Origin of the sequence: Peptoniphilus sp. HMSC062D09 (genome assembly GCF_001811425.1) — a bacterium.
Taxonomy (GTDB): Bacteria; Bacillota; Clostridia; order Tissierellales; family Peptoniphilaceae; genus Peptoniphilus_A.
In genome coordinates this window covers 65069-82816 of record NZ_KV804738.1, presented here as the reverse complement: position 1 = coordinate 82816, position 17748 = coordinate 65069, and the positions used below count along the sequence as shown (strand labels likewise).

General features: G+C 35.7%; 15 protein-coding genes. 5 read left to right on the top strand and 10 right to left on the bottom strand.

Translation table 11 applies throughout. From position 1 onward, the window contains the following. The 6 genes from HMPREF2801_RS07615 to HMPREF2801_RS07590 all read right to left on the bottom strand — a co-directional run. Window positions 1-2688 (bottom strand): SHIRT domain-containing protein (locus HMPREF2801_RS07615; RefSeq protein ID WP_148130091.1); only part of this gene is annotated, 2688 nt, incomplete at its 3' end. Beyond that, window positions 2675-2905 (bottom strand): hypothetical protein, encoded by a 231-nt coding sequence (locus tag HMPREF2801_RS07610; protein WP_070611577.1) that lies wholly within the window; start codon window positions 2903-2905, stop codon window positions 2675-2677. The genes HMPREF2801_RS07610 and HMPREF2801_RS07615, both read right to left, overlap by 14 nt. Before the next feature lie 260 nt (window positions 2906-3165). Next, on the bottom strand, window positions 3166-4641 hold the full coding sequence (locus HMPREF2801_RS07605) for a ClC family H(+)/Cl(-) exchange transporter (RefSeq protein ID WP_246830001.1): 1476 nt from the start codon (window positions 4639-4641) through the stop codon (window positions 3166-3168). Further along, entirely contained in the window at window positions 4631-5827 is a 1197-nt protein-coding gene (locus HMPREF2801_RS07600; protein ID WP_070611576.1) for a hypothetical protein, read from the bottom strand. The genes HMPREF2801_RS07605 and HMPREF2801_RS07600 overlap by 11 nt, the downstream gene beginning before the upstream one ends. Before the next feature lie 86 nt (window positions 5828-5913). Beyond that, the gene (locus tag HMPREF2801_RS07595; protein WP_070611573.1) at window positions 5914-7266 is read right to left on the bottom strand and encodes an MATE family efflux transporter; all 1353 of its coding nucleotides are present in this window, start codon (window positions 7264-7266) and stop codon (window positions 5914-5916) included. Next, on the bottom strand, window positions 7259-7882 hold the full coding sequence (locus HMPREF2801_RS07590) for an NAD(P)H-hydrate epimerase (protein ID WP_070611571.1): 624 nt from the start codon (window positions 7880-7882) through the stop codon (window positions 7259-7261). Before HMPREF2801_RS07590 ends, HMPREF2801_RS07595 begins: the two co-directional genes overlap by 8 nt. A 397-nt stretch (window positions 7883-8279) precedes the next feature. On the opposite strand from HMPREF2801_RS07590, the gene HMPREF2801_RS07585 reads away from it, so the two are divergent. The 5 genes from HMPREF2801_RS07585 (at window position 8280) to HMPREF2801_RS07565 (ending at window position 13022) form a co-directional block, all read left to right on the top strand. Then, complete coding sequence (locus HMPREF2801_RS07585; RefSeq protein WP_070611569.1) at window positions 8280-8912, top strand: helix-turn-helix domain-containing protein; 633 nt, start codon at window positions 8280-8282, stop codon at window positions 8910-8912. A gap of 58 nt (window positions 8913-8970) precedes the next feature. Next, window positions 8971-10407 (top strand): MBOAT family O-acyltransferase, encoded by a 1437-nt coding sequence (locus HMPREF2801_RS07580; protein WP_070611567.1) that lies wholly within the window; start codon window positions 8971-8973, stop codon window positions 10405-10407. Window positions 10408-10423: 16 nt separating this feature from the next. Beyond that, a complete protein-coding gene (locus tag HMPREF2801_RS07575; RefSeq protein ID WP_070611565.1) occupies window positions 10424-11452 on the top strand; it encodes a hypothetical protein in 1029 nt (342 codons plus the stop codon). A gap of 173 nt (window positions 11453-11625) precedes the next feature. Further along, window positions 11626-12498 carry a LysR family transcriptional regulator gene (locus tag HMPREF2801_RS07570; protein WP_070611563.1) on the top strand — a complete coding sequence of 291 codons (873 nt, stop codon included), beginning with the start codon at window positions 11626-11628 and terminating at the stop codon, window positions 12496-12498. 2 nt (window positions 12499-12500) lie between these two features. Further along, window positions 12501-13022, top strand: coding sequence for a phosphatase PAP2 family protein (locus HMPREF2801_RS07565; protein ID WP_070611560.1), 522 nt, complete (start codon window positions 12501-12503; stop codon window positions 13020-13022). A 14-nt stretch (window positions 13023-13036) separates the two neighbouring features. Here HMPREF2801_RS07565 and HMPREF2801_RS07560 read toward each other — a convergent pair whose 3' ends face one another. The 4 genes from HMPREF2801_RS07560 to HMPREF2801_RS07545 all read right to left on the bottom strand — a co-directional run bounded on the left by HMPREF2801_RS07560 (window position 13037) and on the right by HMPREF2801_RS07545 (window position 17498). Beyond that, a complete protein-coding gene (locus HMPREF2801_RS07560; protein ID WP_070611557.1) occupies window positions 13037-13738 on the bottom strand; it encodes a hypothetical protein in 702 nt (233 codons plus the stop codon). 46 nt (window positions 13739-13784) lie between these two features. Beyond that, the gene (locus HMPREF2801_RS07555; RefSeq protein WP_070611555.1) at window positions 13785-14375 is read right to left on the bottom strand and encodes a C39 family peptidase; all 591 of its coding nucleotides are present in this window, start codon (window positions 14373-14375) and stop codon (window positions 13785-13787) included. A gap of 166 nt (window positions 14376-14541) precedes the next feature. Further along, complete coding sequence (locus HMPREF2801_RS07550) at window positions 14542-16140, bottom strand: Na/Pi cotransporter family protein (protein ID WP_070611553.1); 1599 nt, start codon at window positions 16138-16140, stop codon at window positions 14542-14544. Window positions 16141-16274: 134 nt separating this feature from the next. After that, window positions 16275-17498 (bottom strand): MFS transporter, encoded by a 1224-nt coding sequence (locus HMPREF2801_RS07545; RefSeq protein WP_083303730.1) that lies wholly within the window; start codon window positions 17496-17498, stop codon window positions 16275-16277. Window positions 17499-17748 lie beyond the last annotated feature (250 nt).

Genomic DNA, 17748 nt, shown 5'->3' with positions numbered 1-17748 from the left:
GTCAACAGATTTTGTAATTGTGAAGTCTGAAGTTTTTTCAGTAAATTTCCAAGTACCGACAAATTTTACGTCCTTGCCTTCTATAGTTTGCTCTGCTGGTTCCCAAGATTGGAAAGTCCAAGTGCCTTCATTTTCGGTATCTTCGTAAGTTGTTCCTTTTGGATTACTTGGTGTTACTTTCGCTCCATTTTCTTTGCCAGTTTCTGGTTCTGGAAGAAACTGCTCTTTAATAGCATCTGGAAGAGTTTTTCCTTCTGTTCCACTCTTAAATTCATATGTTACTTTGAATGTCTTTTTGTTAGTAACTACAAATCTACTTACTTCCGCTACTTGATTTGCTATCATACTTTGAGGTGAGTAACTTGTAGTAAATCCATCTATTGATTTTTCTTCAACGCTATATGTCTTAGGAATGAACTTTAAGTTCATATTTTTTTCTTCATTTGGTTGATATGATTTTGTAAATACTTTAAGATCTTCAAATTGGTCAAAGTAATTTTCTGCTTTTGTTAAAGTAAGAGTTTTTTCCTCATCTCCGCCCTTTAATGTTACAGTTACATCAACTTTGTCATTATCTTTAGCATCTACCCATTCTTTAAAAACTGGAATACTTATATTTTGAGACCAACCTGCGTAAGTGTTTATAACATTTGGAGTGATTATTTTATCTGTGTCTTTTACATTGTTTTCAAACTTAACTCTTGAGAAATCAAATAAATCTTCTCTTAAATCATCTGGTATTTTTATATTTTGAATTGAGTCATCAGTATCTCCAGCAGTAGCACCATCTCTCCAGAAATACCAGCCCATAAAGCTGCTTCCATCCAATGTAGGATCAGCTACTTGGTATTCTTCTAATTGTCCTTCCCAGAAATTAGGATTTTTGTAAACATCTACAGTCTTTTCTGCTGAATCATTTTCACCTAATTTACCAAGATTGCCGTGGTAAATTAGCTTAACTCTTTGACCAAGAACTACCTTTTTATTGTCTTTGTCTAATACAAAATCCCACTCACCAGTGCTTTTGTCATCTGCAAATGCTGCTCGTGGTTGATTTGAATAGTGACTAGCGTCTTCTTTATTAGTTCTGCCTATATAGTGTAAGAATTTTGCATCGGACTTTGTTGCTACATATCCATCTTTACCTTCTGCAACTACATAGCCAACTCTTCTCTTTTGAGTTTCGCTACCTCCAGGAGTTTCACTTACAGAAACATCTATTTCTTTTGTTAAGGCACCTGTTAAAAGTATTTTTGATTGTCCGTCTAAAACTCTTACGTCTTTACCTGTTGCAATTGTAGCCTTTGGTGTTATAGTTACATCTTTTTCAGCGTAGATATTTGTTCCGCCAAGTTCAAAGTTTTTGCCGTGACTTGCATATTGTTGCCAAGCTGCTCCACCTACAAAGTTCCCTGTAATTGTAGCATCATCTACAGTCAAGTCACCGTTATTGTAAATTTCTCCACCTAGTTTTGAGCCAACACCACCTGTTAGTGATGATCCACCACTTATAGTTAATTTACCTTCGTTATATACTCCTCCACCATAGGAAGATCTTGTGTCTTTAATAGTGTCTTTTGTCATAGTAACTGTGGCATCAGGAGCTACAAATACTCCTCCACCATATTGTGCTCCCCAAAATAAAGTTCCGGCATTTGAAATGGTATTGCCGCTCATAGTTACTGTTGATGGTGTGCTTTTACCTTTATGTGTTCCGATTGCAATGGCGCCACCATTATCAGAAGCCGATGCCCCGGTGATTGTGTTGCCTTTAATAGTTACAGTAGCATTAGCTCCTTCCTCAACACTGATGGCTCCTCCAAAGGAAGCTATTTGTTGTCCGTTTTCTTTTCCAGCTCCTGTCATGGTGTTGCCGTCAATTGTGTGTGTTCCACTACCTACAATATCTATAAAGCCACCTGCGTGAATTAATTTTGATCCAGCGCATGTAAAAGTCGATCCAGTAACTTTGCTTGTGCCGCCTTCAAAGCAAAGTGCTCCACCGCTGTAGCCATATCCGTCACCTAATCCAGCTATTGTAAAAGTAGAGTTTGTAACTGTTACATCACTTTTCCATGATCTTAAAAAACCACCTGTGTTAAAACCTATTGCGATTTCAGCTGTAACACCGGAAATTGTAGCTTTTACCTTGTCTCTTGTGTGGATACATGCCCCTTGAGTACCAGCATTTCCGCCTTCAACGTGACCTTTATTATTTTTAAAGCTTGTTCCTGTTACATTTAAAATACCATTTTCTTGATAAATCGCTGCTCCGTGTCCGTAAGCTTTTACTTCGTTATCTTCAAAGCTTCCGCCAGTGATTTTAATATCAGCTTTAGTGCTGCCAGAATAAATAGCACCACCGTTTAAATCGCCATCACCTTTTGGAAGTTTTGTGTTAGTCCCAGGTGTGTTTCCAATAAAGTTAGTGTCCTTGGCTTCTAGGGAACCACCTTTTAAAAATATACCTCCACCTGGATTTGCTTTGGCATTTGCACCTGGATATCCATTCTTTATAGTTGAATTAGTTATTTTAAGTATCCCACCATTAGAATAAATAACTCTAGCCCTATTATCTCCATCAAGTGTAATATTTTCTAATTCAAAATTTTTTCCTTCCTCTACATAAAAAATATTTCCACTCTCAGGCTCCTTTGTAGCTAGATTAGAGGCTTTAAGCCCCCCCACTGATTTTTACATCTCTTGTAATCATTAGTGTTTCTGTTACTTCAATTGGATCTGCGCTAGTGATATTAATTTCTGTGTCTGTTCCGCTTAAAGCAGTTTTTAATTCATCAAAACTAGAAACATTTGCTGCAAAAACCTTTTCATTACCTATAAATATTGCCATGATAAATATTAGGGATGCGAAAATTATTTTGCCAGCTCTACTTATTGCCTTCATACTTCCTCCTTATTTTTTATAAATTTTTTTAATTTTCAAATATTTTTTTTGCAAAATATGTGAAAATAGTCTTATATTTTCATTATACCTGAATATCCTTAATAATACTATGTTAAATCCATTTATTTTATAAAAAACCAGGCTTTTTCTTAAAAGTCTGGTTCCCTTAAAATATTTAAATTTATTTATTAATCTTAATATTTTTAAAATTTATTCACTTTTTAAAAATTTGTCTATCTCTAGGGCGTCTTCTGCCTTTATTAGGACTGTGATTTTGTCGCCCAAAGGATCAAGTCGTCTGCTGTTGGAACGATTTCTGTGCCCTCTCTTTCTATTGACATTATTATTAGGTGCCTTGGGAAATTTATTTCTCTCAGGCTCTTTCCTATTATTTTTAGGTCGCCAGTGATTGTGTACTCGAAGACTGAATAGTCGCCAAGCTCTCTTTCTTTTGGACTGAGTAGGTTTTTGTCCCTTAGTTGTCTTTCGAAAAGAGTGTCATAAATTGGGGCAACTTTTAAGATTTCTGCCACATAATAGGAGACGACAACCACTATGGATAGGGCAATTAAGTGGTCAAAGGTCTTGGTCATCTCTGTTACTAAGATCACTGAAAGGATTGGGCTTCTAACTACTGATGCTAAGATGCCACTCATGCCCAGTATTATGAAGTTGACATAATAGGGATCTAGGTCAAGGTTCTTTCCAAGTAGGGCAAATATTAATGTTCCGCAAGATCCACCTATGACTAGGACTGGCAAAAAGATTCCGCCTTGCACTCCTGAGCCGTAGCAAAATGTTGTGTAAAATAATTTCACGAGAAGGATTGCCAAAATGTATTTTACTGCAAATTCTTCCTTTGCCATTTTTTCAAGCAGTCCATGGCCGCCACCTGTTCCTTCAAAAAAGCTAAAGCCAATTATTATTGTCACGCCCATAAGTAGGGCGTACTTCACTATTTTTGAATCTATTTTTTTGAAGAGGTCTTGAAATTTTGTTATTAGTAAGTTATAAAGTCCTCCAACTAAACCTGTCAGGATGCCAATTAGTATTGCCAGCCAAATTAAATTCATGGGTAGGGACTCTGTCACGAAGAAGGAGAAAGATGTTTCCGCCCCCATTATGACAAAGGACACATAGTTGGCTGTTATTGATGCTATAAGGGCTGGCAAGAGGACATACTTTGAATAGGTCTTGTGGAGCTCTTCTATGGCAAAGATGCAACCTGCCATTGGCGCGTTAAAGGCTGCGGCAAGTCCTGCTGCTGCCCCTGCTGTTATCATGTATTTTATTTCGTCGGGAGGTCTTTTCAAGGTCTTGCCTATAAATTTTGCTGCTGCGCCACCCATTTGTATTGATGGACCTTCTCTTCCAAGGGAAAATCCCATGAGGTTACCCAGTCCGCCACCCACTATTTTTGAAACTAGGGTTGGCACTTCATCCATATTAAATTTGCCAAGGATTTCGCCGCGAATTTGTGGTATTCCACTGCCGCCTGATAGGGGCGCCCATTTTAAGAGCCTATAAATTATAAAAGAAATTACTACTGCAAGGACAAGAAAAATTAAAAGGGACTTAATATTAAATTCGCTGTACAAATTTTTTCGGAGTAAATCCATTTTCATTATTACAAACCTGTAGAGAACTGAAAAAAGCCCTGCGAAGGTCCCCACAATTAGGGAGTCAAATAATATTCTAAATATTAATTTGCTTTTTTGGTTAAAATCATCTTTCATTCCTTACTCCTTTTATTAAATTATTCCAATCTTCTTCACTTAATTTTAAAATTTCTATATAATTTTTTTCTCTTTCTATTTTATTTGGGACTGTGTAAAAATTGAAGTTGACTTTTTTTATCTTGCTGCCATCTATGTCAGCTATGACCTTGAATTTTTTGGAATTGATGAGATTATAGAAGCTGGCGTTTATGTGAGTTAGCTCGTCGTGATAGATGAGCTTACTATTTTTGGGATAATAGCTCATCCTGAAGTTCCTGTCATCAATCTTTCCCTTAATAGTTTTTAGGCTTTCATTTTCTTCATGCTCAATATAAATATGCCTGTGGGGCACCTTTAATTCAAAGTCCTCCTTAATTTTTAGGCTGTACTTTTTGTCAGCTGACTGAAGCTTTAAGAGGTTTAATTCCTCATCGGTATCCATGTAAAATACTATGTCATCCCTATTTTTTAGGTCACCTGAAATATTTTTAAATTCTTTTTCCAGGATTTTGCTTATATAAGTGTAGGGAAAATAATTTTCTTCTCTATAAAATTCTTCCACCTTATTCATAAGTTTTTCCAGGTCCTTGGACTTGACCTTGATTTCAAATTTATTGTCTGAAATATTTTTCACATGAGTTGTCCTTATTATTTCCGTCCACTCTTTTTTCACATATTTTTTCAGCTCTGAATTTTTTTCAGAAAAGGAAACTGGTGGGAGAAATAATTTTTTGTTGTCTATATCGTAGCCCAGATCGCTTAGGACATGAGAGTCACGAGAGAGGTTCACCATAGTGTTTCTGTCAATGTATAGGGGCAAGTGGGACAAGTCTTCCCTATAGAGGTAGACATCGCTATTTACAATTTTTTCGCCAACTGTCTCTATATTATTGTCTTTTTCTCTCCTCTTCATAAAATATCTGGACTTATTACTTGCGCTTTGAAAGTTTATAATATTTAATTTGTCGCCACTTATGCCTTGGCTGCTTAACCTTATGCCATAGTCGCCAGAGGTCTTTACATTGTTAAAAATATCTGATAGGCCAAAGTCTTCTAGGTAATCATCGGCAAAGGCAAAAATTCTGTCGTCAATGGTGTAGAGAACTTCTGCCACGATTTTTTTTGGATAGCGTCTAAAGCTTGTGAGGCTCCAAAAAATTCCTCCAAGTAAAATTAATATTAAAAAAATGCTTTTCTTTTTCATATCATCACTGCTTTTTATATATTAAGTATAGTTTACAATAAAACTTTACTTTATTGCAATAAAAAAGGCACCTGTGGTGCCAAATTTTACATATCTATATTTTTTCTCCACTTACCAAATTTGTAGTAAATTGCCATCAATAAGAAGTTTGCGAAGTAAGACACTGGATAGATTATACTTATTACTCTTATGGAATTAAAAATTGGCATTGCAAAGTAAACTACTACCAGCCTCAAAATGCAAATTGTAAGCAGGGAAATGATCATTGGACCCATAGCATGTCCGCTTCCTCTTACGAAGCCAGAAATGGTTTCTGAAAGTCCAAAGAACCAAATGCCAAGACTTATTATCTTAAGGAAGTCGGCACCGTAGGCTACTACATCTGGGTCTGGATTAAATATTGCAATAAGTGGTTCTGCCAGTGTAAAGGCAATTACCGAGAGGACGGCAGAGATTCCAAAGACTATTAAAAGGGAAACTTTAATGCCTTCTCTTAGTCTATCGAATTTTTGTGCCCCAAAATTTTGTCCTGAGAAAGTTGTTGCCGCAAGGGCTATGGCTTGAAGGGACATAAATAAAAATCCATCGATTCTTCCTTCAGCTGCAACACCTGCAATGGCATCGGAACCAAAGTAGTTGATCTTTGCCTGGAAAATTACATTTGTAAAGGACAAGAGTGCTGTCTGCACTCCCGTAGGTATGCCCACTTCGAATATTCTCTTGGCTTCATGCTTGTGAAGTTTTATTTCTTCTTTTCTAAGCTTATAAGACCCGTCTGTCTTTAGTAGTGAATAAGTAACTAGGATTGCTGATACAACTTGTGATGCTAGTGTTGCAATGCCTGCTCCCAAGACTGACATTTGAAGCCAGCCTACTAAGATGAGGTCAAGGACAATATTTACTATAGCTGACACACACAAGAAGTTAAAGGGTCTCTTGGAGTCCCCAGTGGCCCTTAGGATAGATGCCCCCATGTTGTAAATTAAAATTGGAACAGTGCCCATGAAGAAAACTCGCATATAAATTGTGGCATCATTAAGAATTTCTGGAGGCGTGTCCATTATCCTTAGGAAGAAGGGCGTCGTAAGATAACCAAAAATTGTTATAAAGAGTCCTGATGCCAGTCCAAGAAAGTAGGAAACACCTACAGATTTTTTTAATGCCTCTCTGTCATTTGACCCATAGTATAGGGATATGACCACAGATGCACCAGTGGTAAGGCCCAAGAAAAGTCCAATTAGTAAGTTGGAAACAGGTCCCGTTGCACCAACTGCTGCCATGGGATTTTTGCCAGCGAACCTACCAACTATCATAAGGTCGGCAGTGTTGTAAAGCTGTTGCAAAAAGTTTGTGAGAAGTAGTGGTATTGCAAATTTTATTAGACCTTCAACTATTGAGCCTTCTGTCAAATTTATATTTCTGCTGATTTTTTTACTCATCCTTGTACCTCACAATCCCAATATATATTTTCTTAAGCTCTCCCACATTGCTATTCAAAAGCTCACCCTTTTTTATATCGGATATTGCGTAGGTAACATTACAAGCCACACAGTTGCCATATTCTTCGCCTGTGTCTGCGTCCATGCCAGAAGGTATGTCCACAGCAATTATATAATTGCCGTGAATATTTATGGCATCAATTAAAGACCTGTAAAATTTATTTAACTTTCTATTGAGTCCTGTGCCGAAAATTGCGTCTACAGTAATTTCATTTACTTCAATGGATTCAATTAGTTCGTCAAAATTATCATCTTCTATATATTTTACATCTGTAAGTTTTTTTATTATTTCTAAGTTTTTGGAAAATTCTTCTGTCTCCTTGTCGCCAACAACAAAGACTTCCACGATTTTTCCACTGAGAATCAAATGTCTTGCGATGACAAGTCCATCGCCACCGTTATTTCCCTTACCGCAAATTATCGTAAAGGAATCGTACTGATTAATTTCGCGGAAAATTCCCATTCCTGCGTTTTCCATTAAAATAAGAGAATCAATTTTAAATTCTTCTATTGTTCTCTTCTCTAGTTCAATCATTTTGTCTCTTGAAATTGTCACAGTAATCCCTCCCTGCTCTTATTATATGCTATTTAGTAAAAATTGACACCACATTATAAAAATTTTAAAAATTATATTTGACTTCTTTCTTTTCATTTTTAATTTAAAATTTTTGTCGCCAAGAAATATTTTAAAAATAATCTAAAATTATTCCTATCTCAAAGTCTCTCAAAGAAAATTTTTCTCGCCAATATTTTTTTATAATTTTTCGCAAGGACAATATATTACAACAAAAAGTGTCAAAATGCAAAAAATTTCACAGAAAAAATTTTTTAAAAATTTATAGAATTTATTTGTTGATATTTAATATCAATTGTCTTATAATTGGGTTAAAGATAATGCTTATCAAAATTTTAATAATCCACATAAAATAAAATTAAATACTAAAGGAGGACTTATGACAAATTATCTTACTATTGCCGAAAAGGCAAAGCCCGAATGCATAAATTGTGCTCACGAGATTTTTGAAAATATTTCGAAAAATTCACTTAGCAAGAGCCTAGATGAGATGAAAAAACAAATTGAGGACCTAAACACCTTCCTGTATACATATTTTCTAATTACATATAACAAGGATCTAACAGAGATACACGATGACTTCACCCTTAAATTAAAAAAGGCAGAAGACAAGTCAGCTCTCAAGTATATTGCCAAGGATTTAATAGAATCTTACTCCAATTCCCTTCTCGATGAAATGGATTTTTCCAGAAACGAAATAATTGACAAGGCTTTAAAAATTATAAACAGCGAATATACTTTAGGCTTAAACCTAGAAGAGCTTGCAGAAAAACTTCACCTATCAAAAAATTATCTCTGCTCACTTTTTAAAGAAGAGACAGGATACACTTTTTGCCAATATTTAAATACCCTAAAGACAAACAAGGCGAAAAAACTTCTCTTAGAGGACAAAAAAACTTTGGAATACATAAGTTATGAGTGTGGATTTTCTTCACAGCCTCATTTTACTATGACCTTCAAAAAGTACACTGGCAAAACTCCTAGAGAGTACAAGATGAGCGTCGCTCCTTAATAATCAAATATTGAAATCCTCCATCATTTGCTATAATATAAAGTGATTGGAGGATTTTATGCTTTTTAATTCACTTGAATACTTGATTTTTTTGCCAATAGTTGTAATTTTTTACAATTTATTGCCACAAAAACTTAAAAATATATTTTTGCTCTTGGCAAGCCTCACTTTTTATAGCTTTTGGAATGTGAAATACACCCTCCTCATGGTCTTCTCAATATTTGTTACCTACATGACAGGTCTTTATATTGAGAAAAATAGAGGGCAGGTTAAAAAAATGAAGCTTGCTGTATTTTTGTGCTTTTTTATAAATTTGGGCATACTCTTTGTCTTTAAGTACTTTAATTTCTTTGCAGACCTCTTAAATAATTTTTCTGGCAAAGATTTTAACCTGGCCCTTGATGTCCTCCTTCCCGTTGGTATTTCCTTTTACACCTTCCAGGCTCTTGGCTACACAATTGATGTCTACAGAAAGGACATAAGGGCAGAAGAAAATTTTATTGACTACGCACTTTTTGTCTCCTTCTTTCCTCAACTTGTGGCAGGACCCATTGAAAGAAGTGTAAATTTACTTCCACAGATAAAAAAACCTAGAAAATTTTCCTACGACAACTTAGTTAAGGGTCTTGTCCTATTTTTTTATGGAATGTTTTTAAAATTAATTATTGCCGATAGGGCAGCAATTCTCGTCAATGAAGCTTTTGGAAATTACAATAATTTTTCTAGGGAGATCTTAATCATCTCTGGGATTTTATTTACCCTACAAATTTATTGCGACTTCTACTCCTATTCTATAATGGCTAAGGGATCTGCGAAGATCCTAGGCATTGACCTTATGGACAACTTTAAAGAACCACTTCTATCTAAATCCATTACAGAATTTTGGAGAAGGTGGCATATTTCCCTATCCACTTGGTTTAAGGACTACCTCTACATTCCCCTTGGCGGCAACAGAAAGGGAGACCTTCGCAAATATTTTAACCTTCTTGTGGTCTTTCTCGTAAGTGGGCTTTGGCATGGGGCAGAACTTTCCTTTGTCCTTTGGGGTCTCATTCACGGAGTCTTTAATGTCCTTGAAAATATTTTGGGCATCAATAAAAAGTCTAAGAGAAATATTTTATTAGACAGCCTGAGAAGAGTCCTCACCTTTATAATTGTTGTCTTTGCCTTCATTTATTTTAGGGCAGAAAATATTCACCACGGCAATGAATATCTCCTTGCAATTATAAATAATCCAAGATCTTTAAATTTGATGGAAGACCTTTCTAAGACTAAATTTGGCACAGCAAATATTTATCCCCTTCTTGTGGGCGTAGCTATTTTATTTATCTTTGATGTGCTTAAGTACAACAAGATAAATTTAAGCGAAAAAGTTTTAAAAATAATTCTTCCAATAAGGTGGATAATTTACCTTGCCTTTATCTTTGCCATAATAATTTTCGGCGTCTATGGTCCAGAATTTTCTGAATCCGCCTTTATTTACTTCCAGTTCTAGTTTTGTAGGTGATAAAATGAAAAAATTTCTAAAAATTTTAAAATCAATAATATTTATTGCCCTAATAATTTTCGGCAGCCTAGAGCTAAATAATCTCTTCATGAGAAAGTCCCTGGCTAAGCCTTGGGACATGGGAAATAAAATTGGCGGCTTCTTTAACGAGACTGAAGACTACAATGCCATGTTTTTTGGCACAAGTCACTCCTACTGCTCCTTTGAGCCCCTTGTGATTTATGAAAAGACCGGCGTAAAATCCTATGTCCTCGCCTCACAAAGTCAGCCCCTAAGGATCACTGCCTCCTATGTAAAAGATGCTCTTAAGAGAAAAAATCCAAGTGTCATCTTTGTGGACATTCAATCAGCAATTTATAGGATCACAGAAGATTCCAGCGTGGTAAATTCTTATTCAGACTACATGCCTATGTCAAAAAATAAAATTGAAATGATTGCAAAAAAAGTTCCCAAGGGCTTTAAGGCACAGGCAATCCTTCCTCTTGTGGCTTACCACAGCAGGTGGGATGAATTAAAAGATGAGGACTACGACTTTGACAAGGCTTCCTATGATGACTACTTAAAGGGCTATGTCCTCTTAAAGGGTCAGAGCCAAAACTTTAAAAATAATGAAGAAGCTGAGATAAATAAGTTTAGGAAGTCCGCTCATGCCTATGATGAAAAAACTTACTTTGCCTTTAATATGGCTGCTCTTGACGAAATAATTGACCTGGCAGAGAGAAATGGAGTGAAATTATTTTTCGTCAAGACTCCCATCTACGATTACGACTTGTATAGCGACAACATAAAAGTAATTGCCAAGGAAATAGAGGCTAGGGGCGCAAGCTTTATCGACTTCAACGACTTTAACGACCAGATGAATTTATCCAAGGAAGATTTTTACGATCCACACCACCTAAATGTAGTAGGCGCAGAAAAGTTTAATTTATTTTTTATAGACTACATGAAAAAGGAGGGCGTCTTCCAAGAAAATTTGGCTGATGATAAAAATTGGCTTAAGGACATTAAGACCTACGATATAAATAAATGGTGATAGACAGAAGCTTAAGGCTTTTGTCTATTTTTTTACAAATCTTTTTTATTCTTGATGAGTTCCTTTATCAACAAGAATGAAGAATCTTTACTAAAAAATAAAAATATAACCTTTTTACTATAAATCTTGATTTTTCTTAAAAATAATAATAGAATAAGTTTAAGGAGGTTAATATGACTATAAGGGATTTGGAAATATTTATCGAAGTTGTTAGGGCAAAGAATATGTCTAACGCTGCAAAAAATTTAAAAATTTCGCAGCCAACTGTTTCCCACGCAATTTCGCAAATAGAAAACGAGTACAATGTAAAATTGTTCGATAGGATTTCAAAAAAGTTATACATAACAGATGTTGGCTTAAGGCTTTATGATTTTGCCCTAAATATCTTGGAACAATTTGAAGATACTGTTGTTTTTTTGCAAAGTTCATCTACTGCTCACAACATAAATCTTGGTGTGAGTTCAAACTTTAGCTCTCAATTTTTGCTTGAAATAATCGACGATTATGAAAAGAAAAAAGAAGATGTCAGCCTAAGAGTATATGTTGATTCACGCGAAAAAATAATTGAAAAATTAAATTCTGGCATTATAAATCTTGCCATAATAGATGGCGATGCTGGCATTTGTGATAATTCTGCTGAGTCCTTCTTTGAAGATGAAATTTTTATAATTTCCTCAAAGGATTCTGAAATCAAAGACAAGGAAATGCTTGACGCAGAAGATTTGAGAAACAAAAAATTTGTTCTTGGCGATTTAGATGATTATTCTAAAAAAATGCTTTTAAATTTCCTTCGTGAAAAAGGCATACCAATTGATTTAAAATTCATCTGCCAAAACAAGGACATGGTTCTAAATATTGTAAAAAATTCTGATGCTCTTTCCATTGGCGCATCTTCATCCTTTAAGGACGAAGATGTTGTTAAGCACAAGATAGGAGGTCTCTCTATAAAGAGAACTTACTACATGGTCTACCACAACGACGCCTTCCTAAAAAAGGACATGAAGAATTTTGTAAGCTTTGTAAAGCATAAATTTAATAATAAGTAATAATGGAATTAAAGTTTTTAGAATCGCTACAGGGTCTCCACTCTCCAATACTAAATTATATTATGATCTTTATAACTAGCCTTGGGAATGGAGGATTTATTTGGATTGTTGCTGCAATATTTTTGCTCTTTCAAAATAATAACAAATTGAAGAGAGAGGGCTTTAGCCTTGCAGTAGCTCTTATTATTTTTTCTGTCTTTGGTCTCTTGATTTTAAAGCCAATAATAGCGAGACCGAGACCCTTCACAGTAGATGATGTGGCAATCTTAATAAGGGAGCCCATGGGATATTCCTTCCCATCGGGACACACTGGCTCATCCTTTGCCGCTGCATCTGTAATTTATTATTACAACAAAAAAAGAGGAGCCCTTGCCCTAATCTTGGCAGGACTCATTGCCTTCTCCAGGATGTATCTCTTCGTGCATTATCCCAGTGATATAATCGCAGGACTGATCCTGGGCCTTATAGCAGGAAGGCTTGCAATAAAAATTACCCGTGAAATTTTAAAAAGTTCAAGAAAATAGAAAAATGCCCCGTATTAATTACGGGGTAAATATTTTTCTGCAATTTTTATATTTAATTCTTCGCCAAGACCTCCGTAGATCTCTTGGTACTCTTCGTAGACGCCCTTTAGCCTCTTTAGGTTAAAGTCTATTGCCTCCTTGTCATCAAGCATATCAAGTTGGTTAAGGGGAAACCTGTCAAAGATCATGGAGATTTCTATTTCTAGGTCCTCTCTCATATATTGCAAGTTCTCACTACTTATATCGAGCTCTCTTGGCCTATCTCTCTTTAAAAATTCTAAAAGACCATCCTTGTCGCAGTTTTTAAAAAGTTCCTCTGCCCTTTCAAATTCCTCGGTTGGAAAATCATTTAGGCTTGGGCTGTAATAAAAGATAACTTCCCTAAAGATGTCCTCAATTTCCTTTCTCTTTTCGTCAGAAATTACAGGTCCCTCATCTTTTGCGTACTTATTTTTATTTTCCTCTTCAAGTTCTTTAAACTCTCTCTCAAATTCTTCTTCAGCCTTTCTTTTTGCATCTTCAGGAGAAAATTTGTCCAATAATTTTATGTTTCTCCTGACTTTTCTTATATTTAAATTTAAAGTGTCCACAAAATTTTCTAGGTCGCCAAAAATTTCTCCGTATCTCTCGTAAGTCTTGGGGATCAAATTTATTATTGTGTCTTCCTTTACAAAAAGCAGTTCTGAAACTAAAAATTTTAAATAAGATTTCTCCATAACATCACCTTTTCTCTAGACCTAAACTCTATTATATTTGACAAAATTAGTCAATGTTAAAAATATTGTAAGAAAAAATTGGAAAATTCATAAAGCCCTTGAGGTCGCTGTAGTCTATGTAGGAAGGAGTCTTGTTCCAACCGTCATAGACATGAAGGATTTTTATCTTCATTCCCCTAAATTCATAAAGTGAGTAGCCAAAAATAACTAGGGAGTGATTTTTGTAGTAGCCAGTGGCCAGGTTCATGAGGACTGGATGAAATTTGTCTATCTCCTCTTTTACATGAGAATAAAAATTTCCCAGGTAGATGCCTCTCGCCTTTATCTTCATCTTATTTTTCTTAAAATAAGTATTGGCTATGCGAGAAATAAAAAAGGGTAGGGTTCCAATTTCTTTGAAGTAGCCATTTCTCCTTGCGATTTCAAAAATTTCCCCATAAATTTCAAACTTGTCCAAGTCCTTAAAATAATAATTTATAATTCTCGTAAGGCTGGCAAGGGTGCAATTGTTATCTGCCCCTTGAAAGTCTCTCTGCAAAAAGTTTGGGAGTTCTATTTCACTTGACTCCATAAAAATTGCCTTGGGATAGTTTTTTTCTATATATTTATTTAAGTCTGCAATTCTATTTTTTTCCATTACTTCCTCCATCTTACATATACCCATTGTGGGACATAAAAAATTTTTATGAAAATCTATAGGCTCAAAAAATTTTTTGCCATATAAATTTTCTAAAGGTCAAAGCTTCTAAAGCTTTCCTAAAAAGGCATAAAAAAATCTGCCCCAAAGAGCAGATCTTAAAATATTATATGGCAAGTTTTCCCGCATTAGAAATGTAGGATGAAATTCTTTCCATGGCTGCCAGCGTCTTTTCGTAGAGAAGTCCACTTTCAGGGTCACAGATTTTTTCTCTCATTCTAAGCATGTGATTGTTTCTAAATTGTGTAGCATCTTTTTGAACTAATTCATTTGAGGATCTCATAAAGGCAACTCTTTCGTCCTTGTCTAATTCGCCAAGGGCTGAAGAAAACATCTTTTCAATTACTTCATTTATTTCTTTTAATTCTTCAAAGGTTTTATCTGTAAAGGCAAGACTTTGGTCTTCCTTTAATTTTGCAACTTCGGCAATGTTTTTGGAGTGGTCTCCAATTCTTTCCATGTCCCTTGAAATTCTAAGGTAGGCTGCAAAGTTTGCAGAAGTTTGCTCATTCATGGCAAGGCCTAGGGAGTCGATTATAAAGGCGGAAATTTCTTTGTTTAAATAATTTATTACTTCTTCACGCCTAAATATTTCATCGTATTTTTCTTCGTCAAAATTCTTCAAGAGGCTAACTGAATTTTCATAGTTTTGACTTACTATTTCAAGCATTCTTCTAATTTCTGCCTTCACATCAGTAAAGGTAGCTGGCGCGTCCTTGACAATATTTTTGTTGATATATTGTAGAGACATCTCTTCTTGTTCCTTGTCGATACCAGGAATGATCTTGAAGGACAAATCTGCGAGCTTTCTTGAGAATGGGAACAAAAGTATTGATGTTGCAACGTTAAATAGAGTGTGCAAGTTGGCAATTTGTGCCGCCGGCAAGTCTCTTGAAAAACTAATTATTATTTTATCAATTGGAACTATAAAGGAAACAGTTACAAATATTATAGTACCAATAATGTTAAAGAGCACGTGGACTAATGCTGTTCTTTTGGCATTCTTAGATGAACCAACTGATGACAAGACAGATGTAATACAAGTACCAATGTTAAATCCAAAGATTATATACATGGCTGAGTGAAGTGGCATTACACCTTGGTTGGCAATGGCCTGCAAAATACCAAGAGATGCAGAAGATGATTGGAGTATTGCAGTGATAGCTGTACCTGCAAGTACGCCAAGAATTGGGTTGTCAAACTTTGTCATGAGAGTTACAAAGCCAGGATAGTCTCTAAGAGGTTCCATGGATTCGCTCATAAATTGCATTCCCATAAACAAAAATCCAAGTCCAATTATAGCTTGACCAATATACCTCTTCCTTTTATTTTTAGAAAAAGTATTTAGCAAAAATCCTACAAATGCAATTATAGGTGCAATAGTGGAAATGTTTAAGGCAACTAATTGACCAGTTATTGTTGTACCAATATTTGCCCCCATAATTATTCCAACTGCTTGATAAATTGTCATGAGTCCAGCATTTACAAAACCCACAACCATAACTGTTGTCGCAGAAGATGACTGGATTATGGCAGTTACGAAAGTACCAACGAGTATTGATTTAAAAAAACTCGATGTCATTTTTTCGATTACAACGCGTAGTCTGTCACCTGCAACTAGCTCGAGGCCGCTGCTCATCATTTCCATGCCGTAGAGGAAGAGAGCAAGCCCTCCCAATAGTTCGATAAAATAATTAATTGACATAAATCCTCCCAATTTTTTACTCAACTTAATCTTACAATATAATTGCCTTTTTTTAAAGGAAAAGTAAAAAAATTGTAAATTTTCCTTAAAGTTTTTTGAGAAATTTATGCAATAAAAAAAGACGGAGACCGCCTTTATTTTACCCTTGCAACCTTTAAGTATAGTGGAATAGCAAGAAGTTGCGCAGCTATAGAAATAATTATCATAGCTGCTAGGGAGATGCTATACATAACTCCCAGTAGCCAAGACCCCAAGAACCAAAAAAATCCAAAGGAACATTCAAAAATTCCGTAGCCCGTTGCCCTGTTTTTCTTTGGCACCATGGAAGTCACTGCCGCCTTTAAAATTGATTCCTGGGCACCCATTCCTATGCCCCAAAGGACAAGTCCAAGGTATAGTGCTGGTAGGCTCTTAAAGCCAAAGATAAATAGAGAGAAGGGAGCAGAAATTATTGTGGAGATGACAAGTGCCTTCACTCCATTTTTGTCGTAAATGTGGCCGAAAATCAGTGCCGCTATAGCATCCACCAGCATGGCCCCTGCATAGAGAAGTGGAATGGAACCAGAATTTATAATAGCAGATGTCTCTTGAAGGCTTCCCGCCACAGCCGTGTAATTTCTCGTTATGTGCATAATTATTATTGAGTAGTCAATAAAGCCAAAGGCAAAGAAGGAAATACCTGCAATGTAATATATAAAGGACTTCTTCATGTGGAAGGCCTCTTCTTTTTTTGACTCAGGCTCAAAGTGCTCTGGGTTTGGAAATTTCATCTTGGTATAAAACAAGAGAAGAATTGTAATAAAACCAGGAATAGCCAAAAAGGCAAAGCAAGTTCTATAGATGTCAAAGGTGCTGCCCTCTGTCTTAAATAACATAACTAGGTAGAGCATGACTGGACCAAGAAAGGCACCAATTTGATCTAGCATCTCTTGTATTCCAAAGGACTTACCCACGCCCTCTTGGGAGGCAGCAAAGGACATAATAGTGTCCTTGGCAGGCTTCTTTATAGCCTTGCCCATTCTTTGCACAACCAAGAGAAGGGATGCCGCAATCCAACCCTTTTCGCCAACAAGAGCAAGAGCAGGCACTGCCAAAATATCTAAGATGTAGCCAAAAATTACCATGGGCCAATATTTTTTTGTCCTGTCAGTAATTTTCCCAAAGACATACCTCATGGAGTAGCCCACAAGCTCGCCAAGACCTGATATAAAACCAATTGTCCCAGCTGATGCACCAAGGACAGTAAGATAAGCTCCCCTAATGCTAGCTGCACCTTCATGGGTCATGTCGGAAAATAAACTGACAATGCCAAATAAAATTATAAATAGCATAGCTGTGGAAATTTCTTTTTTCTTCAAAATAAACCTCCGAAATCCTTAGTCCTATCATTATATCATCATATTGTAAATTCTCTTTAAAATAAATAAAAAAGTCCGCAAAATTTTCAAAGTTTTCACTTTACTTTATCTTAAAAAGCGTAATTCCATTTATTATTATTGAAGCAATTGTGGAAAAGAATAAAATTTCTGATATTGTAGGAACAACATCTAAAGCGCCCGCTATATCTCCTTTTGATAGAAACTCCGCTCCCATATAATAAAAAAAAAA